At 67.6% G+C, this 16,638-nt stretch carries 15 protein-coding genes and 1 tRNA gene; 2 read left to right on the forward strand and 14 right to left on the reverse strand.

What is annotated here, in order from left to right; genetic code table 11:
- Positions 1–10: 10 nt before the first annotated feature.
- The 12 genes from F6W97_RS05595 to F6W97_RS05650 form a co-directional block, all read right to left on the reverse strand.
- A complete protein-coding gene (locus F6W97_RS05595; RefSeq protein ID WP_155369056.1) occupies positions 11–2,062 on the reverse strand; it encodes a hypothetical protein in 2,052 nt (683 codons plus the stop codon).
- Positions 2,059–2,715, reverse strand: a complete 657-nt coding sequence (locus F6W97_RS05600; RefSeq protein ID WP_155369057.1) for a hypothetical protein — start codon at positions 2,713–2,715, stop codon at positions 2,059–2,061. Before F6W97_RS05600 ends, F6W97_RS05595 begins: the two co-directional genes overlap by 4 nt.
- Positions 2,716–2,881: 166 nt before the next feature.
- Positions 2,882–3,598, reverse strand: coding sequence for a Crp/Fnr family transcriptional regulator (locus F6W97_RS05605; protein ID WP_155369058.1), 717 nt, complete (start codon positions 3,596–3,598; stop codon positions 2,882–2,884).
- A gap of 30 nt (positions 3,599–3,628) precedes the next feature.
- The gene (locus F6W97_RS05610) at positions 3,629–3,997 is read right to left on the reverse strand and encodes a hypothetical protein (RefSeq protein WP_155369059.1); all 369 of its coding nucleotides are present in this window, start codon (positions 3,995–3,997) and stop codon (positions 3,629–3,631) included.
- A gap of 686 nt (positions 3,998–4,683) precedes the next feature.
- Positions 4,684–6,540 carry a glycoside hydrolase family 6 protein gene (locus F6W97_RS05615; RefSeq protein WP_155369060.1) on the reverse strand — a complete coding sequence of 619 codons (1,857 nt, stop codon included), beginning with the start codon at positions 6,538–6,540 and terminating at the stop codon, positions 4,684–4,686.
- A 613-nt stretch (positions 6,541–7,153) separates the two neighbouring features.
- Positions 7,154–8,275 carry an ABC transporter permease gene (locus F6W97_RS05620; RefSeq protein ID WP_196278990.1) on the reverse strand — a complete coding sequence of 374 codons (1,122 nt, stop codon included), beginning with the start codon at positions 8,273–8,275 and terminating at the stop codon, positions 7,154–7,156.
- Between the two features lie 88 nt (positions 8,276–8,363).
- A complete protein-coding gene (locus F6W97_RS05625; RefSeq protein WP_230686441.1) occupies positions 8,364–9,017 on the reverse strand; it encodes an ABC transporter ATP-binding protein in 654 nt (217 codons plus the stop codon).
- Between the two features lie 7 nt (positions 9,018–9,024).
- Positions 9,025–10,200 (reverse strand): efflux RND transporter periplasmic adaptor subunit, encoded by a 1,176-nt coding sequence (locus F6W97_RS05630; protein ID WP_155369063.1) that lies wholly within the window; start codon positions 10,198–10,200, stop codon positions 9,025–9,027.
- Positions 10,197–11,096 carry a hypothetical protein gene (locus F6W97_RS05635; protein ID WP_155369064.1) on the reverse strand — a complete coding sequence of 300 codons (900 nt, stop codon included), beginning with the start codon at positions 11,094–11,096 and terminating at the stop codon, positions 10,197–10,199. The genes F6W97_RS05630 and F6W97_RS05635 overlap by 4 nt, the downstream gene beginning before the upstream one ends.
- A 289-nt stretch (positions 11,097–11,385) precedes the next feature.
- On the reverse strand, positions 11,386–11,757 hold the full coding sequence (locus F6W97_RS05640; RefSeq protein WP_155369065.1) for a hypothetical protein: 372 nt from the start codon (positions 11,755–11,757) through the stop codon (positions 11,386–11,388).
- A 699-nt stretch (positions 11,758–12,456) separates the two neighbouring features.
- Positions 12,457–13,395, reverse strand: coding sequence for a hypothetical protein (locus tag F6W97_RS05645; RefSeq protein WP_155369066.1), 939 nt, complete (start codon positions 13,393–13,395; stop codon positions 12,457–12,459).
- Positions 13,392–13,766: a PadR family transcriptional regulator gene (locus F6W97_RS05650; protein ID WP_155369067.1), complete on the reverse strand. Its 375-nt coding sequence runs from the start codon at positions 13,764–13,766 to the stop codon at positions 13,392–13,394. Before F6W97_RS05650 ends, F6W97_RS05645 begins: the two co-directional genes overlap by 4 nt.
- Positions 13,767–14,360: 594 nt before the next feature.
- On the opposite strand from F6W97_RS05650, the gene F6W97_RS05655 reads away from it, so the two are divergent.
- Positions 14,361–14,435: transfer RNA gene (locus F6W97_RS05655), tRNA-Lys, on the forward strand.
- Positions 14,436–14,530: 95 nt separating this feature from the next.
- On the opposite strand, the gene F6W97_RS05660 is transcribed toward F6W97_RS05655, so the two are convergent.
- Entirely contained in the window at positions 14,531–14,977 is a 447-nt protein-coding gene (locus tag F6W97_RS05660) for a hypothetical protein (protein WP_155369068.1), read from the reverse strand.
- A 97-nt stretch (positions 14,978–15,074) separates the two neighbouring features.
- On the opposite strand from F6W97_RS05660, the gene F6W97_RS05665 reads away from it, so the two are divergent.
- Positions 15,075–15,602 (forward strand): hypothetical protein, encoded by a 528-nt coding sequence (locus F6W97_RS05665; protein ID WP_155369069.1) that lies wholly within the window; start codon positions 15,075–15,077, stop codon positions 15,600–15,602.
- A gap of 3 nt (positions 15,603–15,605) precedes the next feature.
- On the opposite strand, the gene F6W97_RS05670 is transcribed toward F6W97_RS05665, so the two are convergent.
- Positions 15,606–16,328 carry a PP2C family protein-serine/threonine phosphatase gene (locus F6W97_RS05670; protein ID WP_155369070.1) on the reverse strand — a complete coding sequence of 241 codons (723 nt, stop codon included), beginning with the start codon at positions 16,326–16,328 and terminating at the stop codon, positions 15,606–15,608.
- Positions 16,329–16,638: the final 310 nt, after the last annotated feature.

Genomic DNA, 16,638 nt, shown 5'->3' on the forward strand with positions numbered 1-16,638 from the left:
CTCGTCGGGGTCAGACGGCACGCAGGCCGGTCAGGAAGTGGTGGACGACAAGCCGTGCCGTTTCGGCCTCCTTGGCGGAGAGCGCGAGTTCCCGCCTGATCTGCTGGCGCAGCAGGTCATGGGACGGCCAGTGGGCGAATACGGCGTCGCCGAGCCGGCCGGCGATGAGATGGCCTTGGTCGTAGCCGCTCAGCGTGGTGATGATGCGGCGCAGCACGTTGACGGCGCCGTGCCGGTGCGGACCGCTCTCCAGCACCGCGGCCAGCAGGGTCCCGACCGCCGGGTAGGCGTCGTCCCGGTCGCGCATCAGCCGGACGATGACCAGTTCCTCCGCGGCGAAGCTCTCGGCCGCCAGGATCTCGAGCACGGTCCACAGCGCCTCTCTGCGCTTGAGGGCGCCGCCGTTGCGGATGACCCAGTGCAGGGCGTCCACGGTGGTACGCAGCACCGCCATCGCCCGCCCGGCTTCCTCGGCCCCGCTCGTCAGCAGCGACAGCGAGGTCCGGGCCACCCTCGCGATCTGGGCACCCCGCGTCGTCATGTACCAGAGCTGCTCGAACGCCTTGCCGAGATGGCTCACTCCCATCGGGCCGCCGCAGGCGATCGCGGAAGTCATCGCCCGGCGCTGGCCGCTGTTCTCCGACCAGCCGAGCGCGGTCTCCAGCGCGATGGATGCGAGATCCTCGTCGGCGCACATCATCGACAGCGTGAAGGCTGCGGTGACCCGCTCGGCGGCGACGCCGTCGGACAGCTGCGTCAGGAACGACTCCCGGACCTCAGACCAGTTGACCTTGGCGAGCAGCGAGAGGCCGTACGCGACCTGTGCCCGGATCTCCACCGACGGGTCCTGGGCCAGCTCCCTGATCCATCGGCGGAGCGGCTCGAGCAGCTCGTGCCCGTACCTCGCCCAGATCTCGGCGATCGTGTGCGCGCGCAACTCAGGCACCCGGAACGCCACTCGTCGCTCGTCGGTGGACGTGCCGGCCCCGGCTGTGACGACCAGGCCGGTCCTGCCCGCCCAGAGCCGCCGGGACTGCGGCAGTCGCTGCTCCGACGTCACCGGCTCGCCCCTGGCCGCCGGGCCGTCGAAGCCCACGTGCTCGCGGACGATCTGCTGAAGGCGCGCCACCCCCTGCTCGAACAGCCGCTCAGGCAGGTCGGACAGGAAGCAGGCCGCCGCGGCCACCAGCACCTCGGCATCCGTACGAGTGCTGTCCTCCAGCCAGGCGCTCGCCTCCTGACGCGCCTGCTCCGACTGCGACCGCATCGCCGCCTCGACGCCTTGCGGCAACCGGTCGACGAACTCAGCCACCTGGCGCGGCTGGCACAACGTGTCGAGATGCGCCCTGGCCCGCCGTTCGTCCGCGGGGCTGAGCTTCAGCCCGCTGCGGCGCAGCAACCGCTGGAAGAGGTCGACGAGATCCGGCGGGTCCCAGTCCACCACCAGGTCGCCGAGGTCCGTACGGGACAGGCTGCGCGGCTGGGCCGTGATCACGAGCCGCAGCTGCTTCGCCTGCAGCACCCGCGTCAGGCGCTCGATCTCGAACCGCTGTTCCGGGCTCGACCGGCCGTCGCCCCGCATGTCCTGCACCAGATAGCCGCGACCCGGCTTGAGGTGGGGATACGCGGCGAGTTGCGCGAAGTCGTACGACGGCGACAGCGCGAGGACCGAATCCTGCCCGGATGCCGCGTCGCGCAGCAGGGCGAGTGCACCGGCCCGTTTGCCGATGCCCTCCTCACCCACCAGAACGACCAGCCCCGCCCGGTGGAGCACCTTCAGCGCCTGCTCGTACGGCCCCGGGCGGACGAAATCGCGCAGGATCGCATCCATCTGGGCCGAGTCCACCGGCCCCGTGGTGCGTGCCCAGCCGGTCTGGTGCGCCCCGCCGAAGTTCGCGGCGCCGGCGTGCACCCCGCCGAAGATGTTGGTGATGGTCTGCGCTTCGAAGCGCAGCTGCCCCGCGTCCTCGGTCTCGTCCCGTGCCGAGTTGCCCGGATCCGGCGGATCCGGGCGGCGTGCGGCTTCGGGCGGCGGGCCGGCCGAGGAGGCCGTATCCGTCATGACGACCCCTCGGGCGGGGCGGCCTGGACCGTCCCGAAGTTGATCGTCTCGGCATGAGCGCCGCCGTACACGTTCTGGATGGACTGCGCCTGCTGGTTGAACGTCGAGTTGACGTCCCGCCGGGCCTGCGTCACGGTGCCGCGCCGGTTCGCGGTCGCCTGCTGGAGGGAGTCCGGACGCACCGTGCCGGGCGTCCACAGCCAGGCTTCGGTGAAGACCTTCTCCTCGTCGATCGTCACCTGCTGGAATTCCCCGGCCAGCCGGGTCGTGTGCTCGGCGACCACGACGTCCTTGTACATCTCCTCCGAGAGCAGAAGCACCAGGTTGGAGTCGCTCTCGGCCAGGGCACGGCGGCACACCTGGGAGTTGATCAGCCGGCTGACGGTGATGACGGCGTCGCCGGCGAAGCCGTTGTCCGCCGCGTAGGCGACCCCGTGGTGCAGCGCCACCCGCAGCCGCAGCCGTGCCTCCGGCACCAGCTGACGGTTGTGCCTGGCCAGCTCGTTGTCGAGATGCTGCATGAACTCGTCCACGAACCGCGGTTCGGTTTCGTCGAGCGGCACCAGCGCCAGCTGGCCGTCGCCCTCCTGCTGGATCTCCCAATCGTCCCGGCTGAGCCGCGCGGAGGCGGCAGCGCTGGCGAGCACCCGCACGAGGTGCTCCTGAAGCGTCGCCTGATCCGGCTCCGTACGCTTGCTGTAACTCTCCGCATCCACGTACAGGCAGAGTCGTCTTCCGAAATGCTCGCGTTGAGGCACTGCGAAGTTCCTTCCATGACAGTGTGGGCAGCTTGGCCCTCACACTGTGCGACTCACGGACCTAGAAGACTCCGGTCTGGTTCGGAATCTCCGATGTCATCTCAGCGACAGCGCGTAGTCGGTCCATGTCGATGACGATCAGATGCCGGTAGGACGATCTGACGATGTCCTCCTGACGGAGCCGGCCCAGCAGCTTCTCCACCGTTCGGCGCACGACGCCCGCCAGTGACGCCAGTTCCGCCTGGGTGAGTGCGAGATCCAGCTCCCAGCCCGCCTCCGTGCGGTGCCCGTACTCCTCCACGAGATGCACGAGCAGCCGGCAGAACCGGACCGGCGCCTTGCGGGCGACGAGGTCGATCCGCCGTTCGTTCGCCCAGCGCAGGCGTGCGCTGAGCATCCGGTTGATCTCGAGGGCGACCTCGGGGTGCTCACGCATCACCGCGAGCAGCGCCGCTCGCCCCACCCGGCGGGTCTCCACGTCGCCGACCGCGACCACCGAAGCCGTGCGCGGTTGATCATTCAGGCAGGCCATCTCGCCGAGCAGGCTGCCTCGGATCCGAACGGCCAGGAAGGCCTCCTGGCCGGACGCAGTCGTCGCCACGACCCGCACGCATCCGGCGAGCAGCAGGTGTGCGCAGTTGCCGGCCTCACCCTGGAGCATCAGCGGTCGCTCGGCACGGAACAAGGCAGGCTGGCCGGCATCGAGCAGCGCCGTCCGACTCCGCACCGGCAGGTTGCCGAGCAGGCTGCCGTACGGCCAGTCCGCATGGTCCGCCATCTGCGCCTCCTCACCTGTGCCCGCGAAGGCTCAGATCCGGTTGACGTCCCGACCGGCCTGGATCACGACGGCGCCGTGATCCGCCGAGGCCGTCTGGATCACGGGGCCGGCACCCGGCCTCAGCTCGTTCAACAACGGGACCAGCCGCGCGGCGAGCGCCTCGTCCTGGCGCAGCCGCGCTTCGACCAGTTCCTTCAGCGCCGGGTGTCGTGGATCCTCGGCCGCCGACACGACCTGCTCCGCGGCGGCGTCTCCGCCGAACAGGCGCTTGACTCGGTCGCGCGCCGTCTGCCAGGCCTCGGTGGCGGCCAGTGCCGCGAGAGTGCCCGCGGCGGACTCCGCGAGCAGCGATAGATCGATGGACATGGCGTCCATCAAAGCACGGGTCAGCCGCACCACGAACTACCCGATTCGGACATGCATGTCGCCAGAGTCGCTCCACGTCAGGACCTTTCGGCGCATGCCCGACGTGCGAGACACCCGGAATCTCCCCATGAGAGTTCCATTCATCACCACAACGGCCACGGCCCGCCGGACAACCGGACAGTACCGCTCATTACGTCCCAGCCGTTTTCGGCCATTCGGACAGTAGCGGATGATTCATGACAGGAGCAGAGGGGCGCGAGGCCGTCAACATGACCCATGCCGTTTTGACTGCATTGATGTATTATGATCAGTCTGATTTGCTCAATTTTCAGGGTTTAGAGCATGGTTTGTACACTATGGCTTCGTATTCGCAGCCGCACACTTTGCCACCTTTACGTCCAACTCGCGTTCGGCGAGAGGGAGACGCTGACGTCGACATTAGACTTAGGGAGGCACACGCCTCCGGGCCACAGCACGTCCGATTGGCATGTTTGTCTTCTTAGCATCGCCAATTAGTGCATTTTGCTCGATCGGCACTATTCGGCAGATAATGCGCAACTTATCTTTCTGAATGGTTGTTTCATCGATGACTGCTGTCGTGTCCACATTCCTCTGACATGCCACCGCCCGGTGCGGTCCAGCGCCACCATCGATCGCCTGACAAGAACGGCCTCCTCCCGACAGTCGCCGGGAGGAGGCCGTCTGTTCAGCTCACACCATCAGGAGAGCGGCGGGTAGGCGTTCGCCATCAGCTCGGCGAACTGGGCCGAGAACCACGCGCCCGAGATCGGGGCGTTGGGCAGGGCGCCGGTCAGGTTGTTGCCGTTGAGGCCGTTACCGGTGTAGGTCGGGTCGCACATCCGGTCGAAGCCCTTGCCCTCGTTGTTCGGGATGAGCGACGACGAACCGTCGGACTCGCCCGGGGGCTTCACCCACACGTACGCGTCGATGCCGGTCGCCGGGTTGGCCCGGGGACGCTCGCCCAGACCCGCGCCGGACTGGTTGCACCAGTTGCCCGCGTGGATGCGGCGGTCGATGCGCGACTGGTTGATGAAGGTGTCGACCACCGTCGAGGTGCTCGCCGCGGTCGGCCGCGCCGAACCGCCCCAGCCGTTGCGCGAGGTGTCGATCAGCATGCCGATGTTCGACGGGAAGCCCTCCGACACCAGCCGGGTGCGGAACGCCTGCGCGAACGACTGCTCGTCGACGTACTGGTTCCAGTCCACCCACTTGCTCTGCCGCACCGAGGTGCCGTTCACGGAGCTGCCGATGGTGAAGAACGGCTCGACCAGGGCCGAGTAGTTGGCGGTGTTCGCGATGAAGCCGTGCACCTTGTCGACGGTGCTGCCCTCGGCGGTCGCCGCCTCCTTGAACTTCAGCGCCGACGGGCCGAAGTTGGTGTCCCAGCCGATCCAGCCGTGGTGGGCGGCGTCGATGTAGTTGTAGACGTTGGAGATCGCGCCCAGCTTGTTCAGCGCATACCCGATGCCCTTGACGTAGCCGCCGTTGGAGTTCATCGTCGCGCACTTGGCGATGTTCAGGTTCGTCACCAGGTTCGGCAGCGAGTCGATCTCGACGATCGTCACGATGCGCAGCGGCGCGTACTTCGACTGGCCCATGATCGCGGCGATCGGGTCGATGTACTCGGTCTTGTACCGCGGCAGGTCGTCCACGCCCAGCTCGCCGTTGGAGGCGAGGGCGGCGCAGTCACGGCCGGGCAGGTTGTAGATCACGAACTGCACGGTCAGCGGGCCGCTGCCGGCGTTGTACTGCCGCAGCGCCTCGTCCAGGTGGTCGGCCAGGCCCATCGAGCCGTTCGAGCTGCTGCCCGACGTGCCCGCGATGGCCGCGATCCGGTCCAGCCAGACGGCGGTGGACACGTTCGACACGCGGCTGCCGCCCGAGACGGAGGCCGCCTTCGCGCTCCACTCCGGGTTGACGTAGCCGCGGGCGCCCGAATACGGGTTGTCCACCTTCACGCCGGGCACGGTCGGGCTGGTGCTCGGGCTGGGCGGCGCGCTCGGCGAGGCGCTCGGGCTGGCCGGCGCGCTCGGGCTGGCGCTGGGGCTCGCCGGAGTGCTCGGCGACGCGCTCGGGCTGGTGGGCGTGCTGGGGCTCGCGGTCGGGGTGACTCCGCCGACGGTGCACGCGACGTTGTTCAGAGTGAACGCCGTCGGCTTCGGGTTGCTGCCGGTCCACCGGCCGTTGAAGCCGATGCTGGTCGACGCGCCGGTGCCCAGGCCGCCGTTCCAGGACAGGTTGGTGGCGGTGACGTTCGCGCCGGAGGCGGTCCAGTTCGCCGACCAGCCCTGGGTGAACGTCTGCCCGCTCGGGAAGGCGAACTTCAGGGACCAGCTGGTGATCGCGTCACCGGTGTTCTTGACGACCACGGTGCCGGTGAAGCCGCCGGTGCCGGCGCCCTCACTCCAGTCGTTCGTGGTGTACGTGATGTCGCAGCCGGGGGCGGCGTGCGCCATGGTCGCGGGAATCGTGACAAGGCCGGCGAAGACGAGGGTGCTCGCGCCGGTCAGCGCGATGACTTTGCGCCTTCCGGACAGCCGGATCGGGAATTTCATGCCATCTCCTTGGGCGGTGACCGTGGCCCGGTCAGGGCACGGTGTCGACCCGCGGGCACGGCCGAGAAGGGGATGGCCGCGCAGAGGGTCGCAGGTGGTACGTACGCCCGGCCCGGCGGGCGCGAAATGATCGACCGGATCGCTCCGGTGGTACCTCCGCCGTCCCGGTGACCCGGGTGCCCTCGGCGGCAAGATCGCGTGGGCGCGCTCCCAAACGCGAACGGCCTTATGTTTGCACAGTCGTAACGCGCACACAACACTTCCGTCGATTAATCTGGAAGCGCTCCCATCGACTGCTGACGACGCGACCCGTTGGACGGGACCCCGCCCGCGCAGGCTCCGCTGGTCTCGTCGAACGACTACACCGACAACGGGGAGCACCCATGGGGCGGCCCCGGCCTCCCAGGCACGTTCACCTTCGACGCCCAGGGCGACCCGGACGTCGTGTCCTACCGCCACCGCTTCTCGTGGTCGGACCGGACCGGCGTCGTCCAGGCGCCGAGCCCCGGCGCGGCGGTGAGCCTCCAGCTCGCCCCGCAGACGTCGCGGGATGACACGCTCGAGGCGCCCCCCATCATGCCGACGAGCAGCGTGATCGAGGCGACGCGCCCGGTCAGGAGCGCAGGGCGTCTGCCGGCTGAACCCGGGACGCCGCGATCGCCGGGTAGACACCTGCCAGCAGCCCGGTGACCATGCCGACCACCGGACCACCGCCGAGCACCATCGGATCGAGGATGACGAGCCAGGACTTCGCCAGGCTGGTCGCGGCGGTGACGTGTATGCCGGCGATGGTTCCCACCACGCCGCCGACCAGCCCGAGTCCCGCAGTCTCCAGGCAGAACTGCGCCGCGACGGCACGGCGGGACGCTCCCACGGCACGACGAAGGCCGATCTCCGCTCTGCGCTCGAGCACTGACACGTACGAGACATTGCTGACGCCCAGCGCGCCGATCACCAACGAGACCAGCGCGAGACCGAGAAAGAGCGCCTGCGTCTCCCGCTCGACGCCTGCACGCAGCGAACGCAGGTCCGGCGGCACCAGGACCGCGAGGTCGTCGGGCGCCTGGGGGGCGATGACGAACGGCAGCTCGCGCGCCACCTGGTCCGCTGCCCCGAGTTGGGTTCTGACGACCATCTCCGAAACGGAGAACCGCAGCCCGGGTTGCCCGCTCGCGGCCCAGTACGGCAGCACCACCGCGCCAGTTATACCCGCGTTGCCGGCGGGCGCCTGATAGACACCCAGAACCACGTACGGCACGTCAGCCACGAACACCATTGCGCCGGGCCCCGCACCTGCCTCGCCGAAGAGTCGCGTCGCGGCCACCGAGTCCACCAGAGCAACCCGGTCGTGCCGGTTCTCGTGCCCGACGTCGAACATCCGGCCGCTGAGCATCGTCGCGCCGGCGGCCGTCAGGCCACCGTCCTGGGCCGCCAGCACTGTCGCCTCGCTCCACGGCGCGTCGTCGTGACGGATGTTCGAGATCGCGGGGTGCCCGTCTGCCTGGGCCACCAAGCCCGCGTCCCGGACGCCGTTCAGCTCCGTCACCCGCAGGCGCTGGTCGACCTCCGGTCGGGCGACGCGCGCACTCGAATCGAGCACCGGGAATCTCACCCGCACCTCGGTAGCGGTGAGTTCATCGAACTTGGCGTTGACCGCCTGGGCGGCGCTGGCGGTGATTCCCAGCGTGGCAACGGCCGCGCAGATGCCGAACGCGACACCCAAGGCGGTGAGCATGGCGCGTCCGCGACGCCCACCCATGGCCTGCAGGGCTTGCGCGACGACGTCCCGGGCCGGAGTGGTGGCCCGGGAGGGCCCTGACTGGTCAGCAGACGGCACCGTCGACCACCTTCACGACCCGATCGGCGCATGCCGACACAGTGTCGTCGTGGGTCACCACGATCAGTGACCGCTCTGGGGTGACCAGGCGCCGGAGCAGATCCATGACATGCGTCGAGTTCTCCCGGTCGAGGTTTCCGGTGGGTTCGTCACACAGAATCACCGACGGCGAGTGCACGATCGCCCGCGCCACCGCGACACGCTGCCGTTCTCCGCCTGAGAGTGTCGCGGGCCGGGCATCGAGCCGGTGGCCCAGCCCGACCTGGACGAGCGCGTCCGTCGCCAGTCGGGCCCGCTCACGGCGCGGCCATCCCTGATGGACCAGCGGCAGCATCACATTGCCCACGCAGTTCAGGTGCGCAACGAGGTGGAAGGCTTGAAACACGAACCCGAGCGAGACAGCGCGCAGAGAGGTCAGTTCGCGCTCCCTCAGCATCGAGGTGTCGGTGCCGTCCAGCAGGTACCGCCCGGATGTCGGCACGTCGAGCAAGCCAAGGATATTGAGCAGGGTGGACTTTCCGGCGCCCGACGGTCCGACGATGGCCGTCATCTCGCCGCGCCGGATCTCGAGGTTCACTCCGCGCAGGGCCGATACGGCCGCGGCTCCTGCAAACGTCTTGGTGACGTCCGTCAGCTGCACTACGGCGTCACCCAACGGAGCCACCGTTGCGGGAGCCGACCGCCACACGTGCGCCGGCGGTGAGCTCGGCCGGGCCGGTCACCGCTGCGCGCCCGTCCACGATGAACAGGACGTCCACCGGGACGGCCGTCAGACCGGACGCCGACCACAGGCGAACTTCGACCTGGCCGCCCGGCTTGGTCCACAGGGCCGACACCGGGACGATGACGGCCTCACGAGGACTCTCCCGCAAAACGACCCGAACCGACATCGGCATGCCCTCGGTCAGCCCTTCGCCAGAGTTGACGGCAATCTTGAACGTCGCCTCGTAGGTCGTCTCGTTCTGCTCGGCCGACGTGACCGTCTTGACCCCTGCGAGGGTGATCGCTTTTCCTTCAGCAGGCCCCCCACTGATCGAAATGTCGAGGCCGGCAGGCAGCTCTCCGAGCTCTGCTCGTTCATCCTCGCTGAGTGTCGTCACCACCTGCCACCCGCCCGACGCCAGCGTGAGGAGGACCTGGTCGCCCTTGTCGCCGACCGCGGCGTTGACCTCCACCACGGTCGCCGGCAATGCGGGAAGGAACACGACCTCGTTCATGGGCAGCAGCCCGCCGAGGACCGCGGCAGGCGGTGCCGTAAGAGCGGGCGACGCCGTAGGAGCTGGCACCGTAGGAGCGGGCGCTGTGTCGGTAGGCACCGGATAACCGACGTCCTTGTAGAGACGAGCGACCTTCCCGGCGGTGGCGCGATCGTAGACGCCGTTACCCCGCAGACCGAGGGCCAGCCGCAACTGGCGGATGTCGGGCCCTTCGTCGCCGAGACGGAGATCGCGATAGCTGGCGAACTTCCCCTCCAGCGCGATGAGCGGTCTTCCGGACACCACCGCGACCAGCTGGCGGTTGCGCACCTGGCCACCCCGCTTCACCGGTAGATCGGTGACGACCGACCTACCGCCGGAGACCGTGGGTCCCTGCACGGACGACCGCGACTGGCGGCTGAGCCTGCCTTCAAGGACGAACCCGTCGGAGAGGGGTCCCTCCTCCACGACGGCGGTCAGCACGGACGGCGGAGGCGGTCCCGCCTCCGCCGCTCGCTGGGCGGGCGTCCGCGCGCGGGACGCGACGGCCCAGACGGACAGTGTCGCCGCGATGACCGCAACCATGATCGCCGCAATGGTCACTGCTCTGCGCTTACCGACCGTCATGCCTTCAACATCTCCTGACCCTTCTTCAACGCCTCCCGCACCATCGCGTTCCACGCGACCACATCGGCCTCGTACTTGGCCAGCGTTTCGACCGACCCCTCCGCCCGGGCGACCGCGACCGCTTCGTCAAGACCCACCGACCTGGTGCAGGTCGTCTCAGCTGTCGCGATCTTGATTTCAGCCGCCACAGCAGCATCGAGGGCCTTGTTGTCGGCGCGGTCGATGCCCTTGTAGAGCTGCCGCGCCTTGTCCTTCATGTCGGCAAATCTCGTGACACCCGTATAGCCCGCCTTTTCGACGCATGCCTTCCAGCTGTCCATGGCGGCCAACACCTTCGGGTCACTCTCGACCTCACGTGTCGTGCCCTGTCGAACGAGGTTGGCCGACGTGAACGAGAGCCGAAGGTACTCATTCAGGTCACCGAACAAGCCTGAGCGGACCTCGCCGAGACAACCGGCGCGGGGAATCGCTACTTTGGCGCCGTCTGGGGCATTGAAGGTGACCCGTTCCTCCTCCGGCCCGTACTTCGCGGTGGTGAGGCTGCTCTTGTACGAGTCAGGCGTCCGCGCATAGGCCGATTTCTCATCCGGCTGCGGAGGCTCTGGTAGCTGACGGGGGTCGAGACCGTATCCGACGCGGGCAGCATCGGCGGGATCGGGCGAAATAGGCTGACGCCCCTTCGACTCATCCCCTACCGGAGCCTCTTCCGGGAAGATTTTGAAACCCTTCTTCGTCAAGCAGCGCCGAACAAGCCTGCGCTCGATGTCTTCGACCTGTTTGAACTGCTGTTGAGCAGAGTCCCAGGCCATTTGCGCCCGAGCAGCGGCCGCCTTTGTATCCGGCGAGTCGGAGTCACCACCGCATCCGCTGAGACCTACCAACAGCATTGCCGCCACACACAGCGCTCGACGTCGTCCCATCGCGATTACCCAGCATTCCTTACTGACTGTTGTCCGAACAGGACGGCGTCCCGCTTTCGCGGAGAATACCCCGCGTAAGCGGGACGCCGGGACCGCTTCCTGAAACCGCAAGCGCCGGATGTCGCCCGCACAGAAGACGATCAGTGTAAAAAGAAGAGCGGGTCTCCGGCACTGCCGGAGTCGCAAGGCGCAGCAGGAAACTCGACCACGCCGTCAACTTGAGCGAACAGAACCTCAGCTGGCCGAGGCTGTCACTTGCCGCAAGTTAGCAAGTGCTCCATTCATGGCCCTCGCCCTTGTCGTTCCAACCCGCGGCGTAGCTCAGCTCCCACCCGTCACCCAGCACAGCCATCGTGGTGTCGGACCAGGTGCCGTAGTCGCACACGTGCGCCGTCAGCGAGTAGAAGTTCCGCCACGAGCTGTCAGCGCGGAAGATCTCCGGCTGGCTGTTGTTCCACCAGTTGTTGCTGTAGTTGAACCGGTACATCGAGTTGTTGGTGCTGAAGTTCGAGTCCTTGTAGACGCAGAAGTAGCCGTCATAGCAGTTCCGGTCCACGGCCTGCGCCGGCGAGGCCATCCCGACCGTCGCAAATGCGGCTGCCAGGATCCCTATGGCCAGGGTTCGTCCTACCTTCATTCTGCATTTCCTCCCCGCGACTGAGTCCACCGATATTGAGTCGCGCAAGCGACCAGCAGGCCTGCAGGTCCCTGCCCGATCCCGCGCGGCGCGCCATCGACAGACCGACTAATTGAATTGCTTCGAAGCAATGCGAGATTAGCGTTCGTCAACTTCTCGTGCTGCCCCGTCAGGTCGATCGATAACGCTCGAATGTCTCTTTCGCTGGATTGGTAATACTAAATTGTCTGATACGTTCCATATGCTTGTGACGTTGATTACATTCGAAAGGTCAGCTGGCTGCTGTCAGCCAGTGACATACCTCGAAGAAGCAATGAGTATGTGCAGGACGTTCTGACCCTGTGGCGGTTGTCTGCAGACAGAACCGGATCGTGACGAAGTCTTTGCGCGCCTTGGGTTGCCCGCATGGTCCCGGAGCTCTTCTGCCCGAGTTCGACCATGCGTATCGACTGCTCGGAACCGTTGTTTCGAACGGAACCCGCATGTCGTCGGCGAACCGCAGGATGTCTTCGCGCCGGTCGAGCAGCCTGCGGGCCATAGCCGCCAGTAACGTCGCTGACGGCCATGAAACGGGGCCGATGCCCGTGCTTGGTTCCGCAGCCCTCAAAGCAGAACTGAGGTTCTACTCCGTCCGCTGCGGACTGCGGCCCCCAACTTGCGACCTGACCGCCGACGTCGGGCCAAGGCGACCCGGTGGTTCTACTGTTCGATCTGCGCCGCCCGCCGCTGGACGCGCTGGGTCTGCCATCTCACCGCGACCAGCAGCGCAGCCACCGCGACCAGCAGTGACATCGCGGACCACGCGAGGGCCCCTCGCCTGCTGTCGTGCATGGCCGCCATGCCGATCTTCGGCCCGAGCAGCAGCGCCGGCCCGAGTAGCCAGATCGCAGGCCACCAGGCACGCCGGTCTCGCCGGGCGGTGAGGACCACCCCGGTGACGATGAGCGCCAGGAACAGCATCACGCCGAGAAGTGCGTCGTACCGCAGGTTGTAGCGCACCCCAGCCAGCACCATCGTCGCCGCAGTCGCGACGACGAAAGCGGTGATGACCGCGGTGCGGCGGAGACCATGGCGGCCGGGCACCGCCAGCGCCAACACACCGAGCGCGAGCTGAGGCACGAGCACGAACAAGCTCGGCTCCTGAAGAGAGGTCAACTCCGCTGCGGGGACCACCGCGACAGCCACGGTCACGCCGATCGTCACGGCGGTCGCGATCGCGACCGCCCATCGGCCGACTCCGGCGACTCCGGCCGGCAGCACGAGCATCCAGGCGAGCCACGCCAGCGCGCCGAAAGTGTGGAACGGCCCCAGCATCGGGGCCGCGGCGCCGTACTTTTCGGGATCTGGGAAAGCTTCCGTGAGGATCAATCCCACCGTGGCCATCATCATGGCCACGACCAGTGCGATGGTGCCGGTGAGCGGCAGGGCGTCGGCGAGGCCGAGGGCGTTGCGAGCCCGCAGGCGTTGGCGCAGTCCGCCGGCCACGAGGTCGGCGACATCACCGGGACGCGGCCAGCGCTGTCCGGCAGGCGAGAGTTCCATGTACGTATCGACGATCTCGACACCCTGGTCGCAGCGTTCGGCGGCGGGGTACCAGCGCAGGAGTCTGGTGTAGCGATGACGCAACACGGATGTCACGCGACACCACCGACGAGATTCGCGCTGAGCGGCGCAAGCAGCGGTCGGGCTGCCCCATGACCATTGAGGCGACTGGTCGCCGCCTCGACGGCCCGGCGCATGCGTTCCGTCTCGGCACGCAGCAGCGAGATCCCCTCGTTGGTGAGCCGGTAGTACTTGCGGGCGCGGCCATCGACAATCTCGTTCCGATCCACTGTCACCAGTCCGTCGTCGGCGAGCCGGTCGAGAGAGCCGTACAGCGTACCGGGTCGAAGTGACAAGCGGCCCTGCGACAACTCGGCCACCTTCAGGATCAGTCCGTAGCCGTGCATGGGTCCCTCCGCCAAGGCGGTCAGGATCAGGAACGTGGGCTCCTGTAGCGGAGTCTTCATGTGCTGGAACCTACCCGATAAAGAATATCTTCGCGACGAAGATATTACGGAATCTTGCCCCGGGCGCGATGCGCGGCCCGGTGGGCGAGTTTGAGGCCGACCAGCCGACGGCCGCCGACGGGCACCCACAGCAGGACGAACCGATGCACTGAGCAGACCAACGACATCGTCGCCAGCGCCGGCACACAGGGTCGAGCGACGGAGTTCGGCGTCTTCCGCGTTCGAGCTCCCACAAAATCTTGACTGGCTTAGGCACGTGCACCAATCGGAGCATCCAATCACGGGGGTGACAACGGTGCGGAAGTGCCGATTCGTGGATCGCCGTGCCCGATTCGGGCAGGCATCCATAGATGAGAGAGCTTCTTCGCCTGCGCAGGCCTTGCGCTGGTCAGCCGAGGTGTACGAGCGGCCGGGTCGGTCTCAGTCGCGTCGGCTGCGGATGGGCACCGGACGTGGCCGGACGGCGGCGGGCATGTCATAGTCTCGGCCTACAGCAGCCAGGTCAACGGCAACGGGCAGTGGCGTCCGTACGATGCCGCCGCGACAGATACCCCCACGACCAGCACTGAGCGATCCGGTAGCCTGTCAGGGACCGGGCTGCTAGCTCAATGGCAGAGCTGCGGACTTTTAATCCGTAGGTTCAGGGTTCGAGTCCCTGGCGGCCCACCAACGCCCCACGTCAAAGGCCCTCCCGGAGCACCGGCGAGGGCCTTTTGATCTTCGCTGCAGCAGCGAAGCACAGCAACGCCCTCGCTGCGGCAAGGTCATGTACGCGAGTGCAACCTCCGGTGCCGGTTCAACCGATCGTTGATGATCTTCGCGATCTCATCATTCCGGCGGTGCCGACGTGCCCTGCGCCAGATTGGCGGGCCGGCAGCGCCGGGAGAGACCGTTCTGCCGTTCGTCACCGACAGCCGCAGGCCGAGATCACCGGCCGTTGCCTCGACCACCTCACCGAGCGGCAACCGGTGACGCCGGAAGAGGTTCTGCACGATCACCTCCTCGTCCGTCAGCGTGACCAACCGCCGCATCGACGAGATCGCCCAGAGCGTGTAGCCGAATCCGAGCACCAGCAGCTCGATCTGCCGGAACAGGTTGGGATCTGCGCTGACGTGCCAGTAGGCGGCGTGGAAGCAGAAGCCGGCAGCAGGCAGCACCACGAAGACAGCGACGATCCTGGCCGGCAGCGACGGCCGCCACGTGTGAATCACCGCGCGATGGTACTGATCACGAGCCGGCCTCGCGTACCCCCGCCGGCTACCCGACCGCAGCTGGCCACTGGGCACGGCTCAGCCCAGAATCTGGGCTGTGGAGATCATTGCCGGCGTAGGCGTTCAGATGGTGAAGATCGGTGACCCGCGGGATGAGGTCGAGCGGCGACTCGGCTCGCCGGTCCATCCCGGCCGAGGTCTACGAGCCGTCTACGAGTCGGACCCGATGCTGGTCGTCTCGTACGGCCCAGACGACCTCGTAGAGCTGGTCGAGGTCGGCTACAGCGGTCATCACGGAGGCGACGAGGTCTTCTTCAGCGGTGTGCGACTCACCTACCGGTTCATGGATGACGTCGTAGCCGATCTTGCAGCGCTGGGCCACCACGCGACGCCGTTCGACATCGGGTTCGCGTTCGAACCGGGATTTGCCATCTTCTCCATGTCGTCGCTGTGGGCGCTCGACCTGGACCCCGACGCCGGCGAGGACGACGACCGTCGCATCGTCGAGGGCGTGTCGATCGCACCCAGGGCCTACTTCGACTACGGTCCGCCTGCCGACGCCACCGACGAACAACTTGAGGAGTGGTTGCCTGAGCAGGGTGTCTTTCCGCCTGAGCCCGTGTGACTGTCAGAACGCGTACGCCGTGACGTCCGCGACGACCACGGTCACGTTGTCCGGTGCCCCGGCGGCGAGCGCCAGCTTGATCAGCCGGTCCGCGATGGCCTCCGCGTCGGTGTACCCGCCCAGCACCTCGGCCAGCGCCTCGTCGGTGACGATGTCGGAGAGGCCGTCGCTGCACAGCAGCAGCCGGTCCCCGATCTCCAGCGTCAGCGTGGTGACCGTCGGCGTGAACTCCCGCCCCTGCACCGCCTGGGTGATGATCGAGCGGTGCGGGTGGTGCCGCACCTCCTCCGGGGCGAGCAGCCCGCGCTCGACCATCGCCTGGACCAGCGTGTCGTCCACGGTGAGCTGGCGCAGCCTGCCACCGCGGACCAGGTAGCCCCGGGAGTCGCCGACGTGCAGCAGCGTCGCGTTGTCCGGGCCGAGCAGCACCGCGGTGAGGGTTGTGCCCATACCGTCGATCGCGGGTTCGGCCTCGATGGCCTCGCGGATGCGGCGGTTGGCCACGGCCAGCTCGGCCAGCAGCACGTCCGCTCCGTGTCGGGTGCCGTCCTGCTCCAGCGGGGCCAGGGTCTCGATGACGATCCGGCTGGCCACCTCGCCTGACGGGGAGCCGCCGACACCGTCGGCCACCGCCACGAAACGCCTGCCCGCGAATGCCGAGTCCTCGTTGTTCTCACGGACGAGTCCGGCATCGGTGCGGGCGACGGCGTGCAGGCTCAGGGTCATGGTGCATAGCCTGCCTACTGAGACGCGGTTTGTCTTTAAGCAGTAGTACTTATCCCTGCCGAATGCCGACCGCCAGGTCCTCTCCGCATCCCGGCCGGAGCCGCGCTGATCCACTCTGAGCTGCTTCTTTGCCGGTCGACGGCCACCGGTGGGGGGTCCGATCCGGTTCGGTTCTGTCCGGAGACGGCGGCCTCGGCGTGTCCGAGGACACCTGTCCGCGTGCCCACCGGCGGGCGCGGAGACGGCACCGGTGCGGCGAGGCGGCTGCGGCGGACCGTCCGGCGCTTCCGCGTGCAGGTCAGCGGGAGTG

This window comes from Catellatospora vulcania, from assembly GCF_009720385.1.
In the GTDB taxonomy this organism is placed as follows: Bacteria; Actinomycetota; Actinomycetes; order Mycobacteriales; family Micromonosporaceae; genus Catellatospora; species Catellatospora vulcania.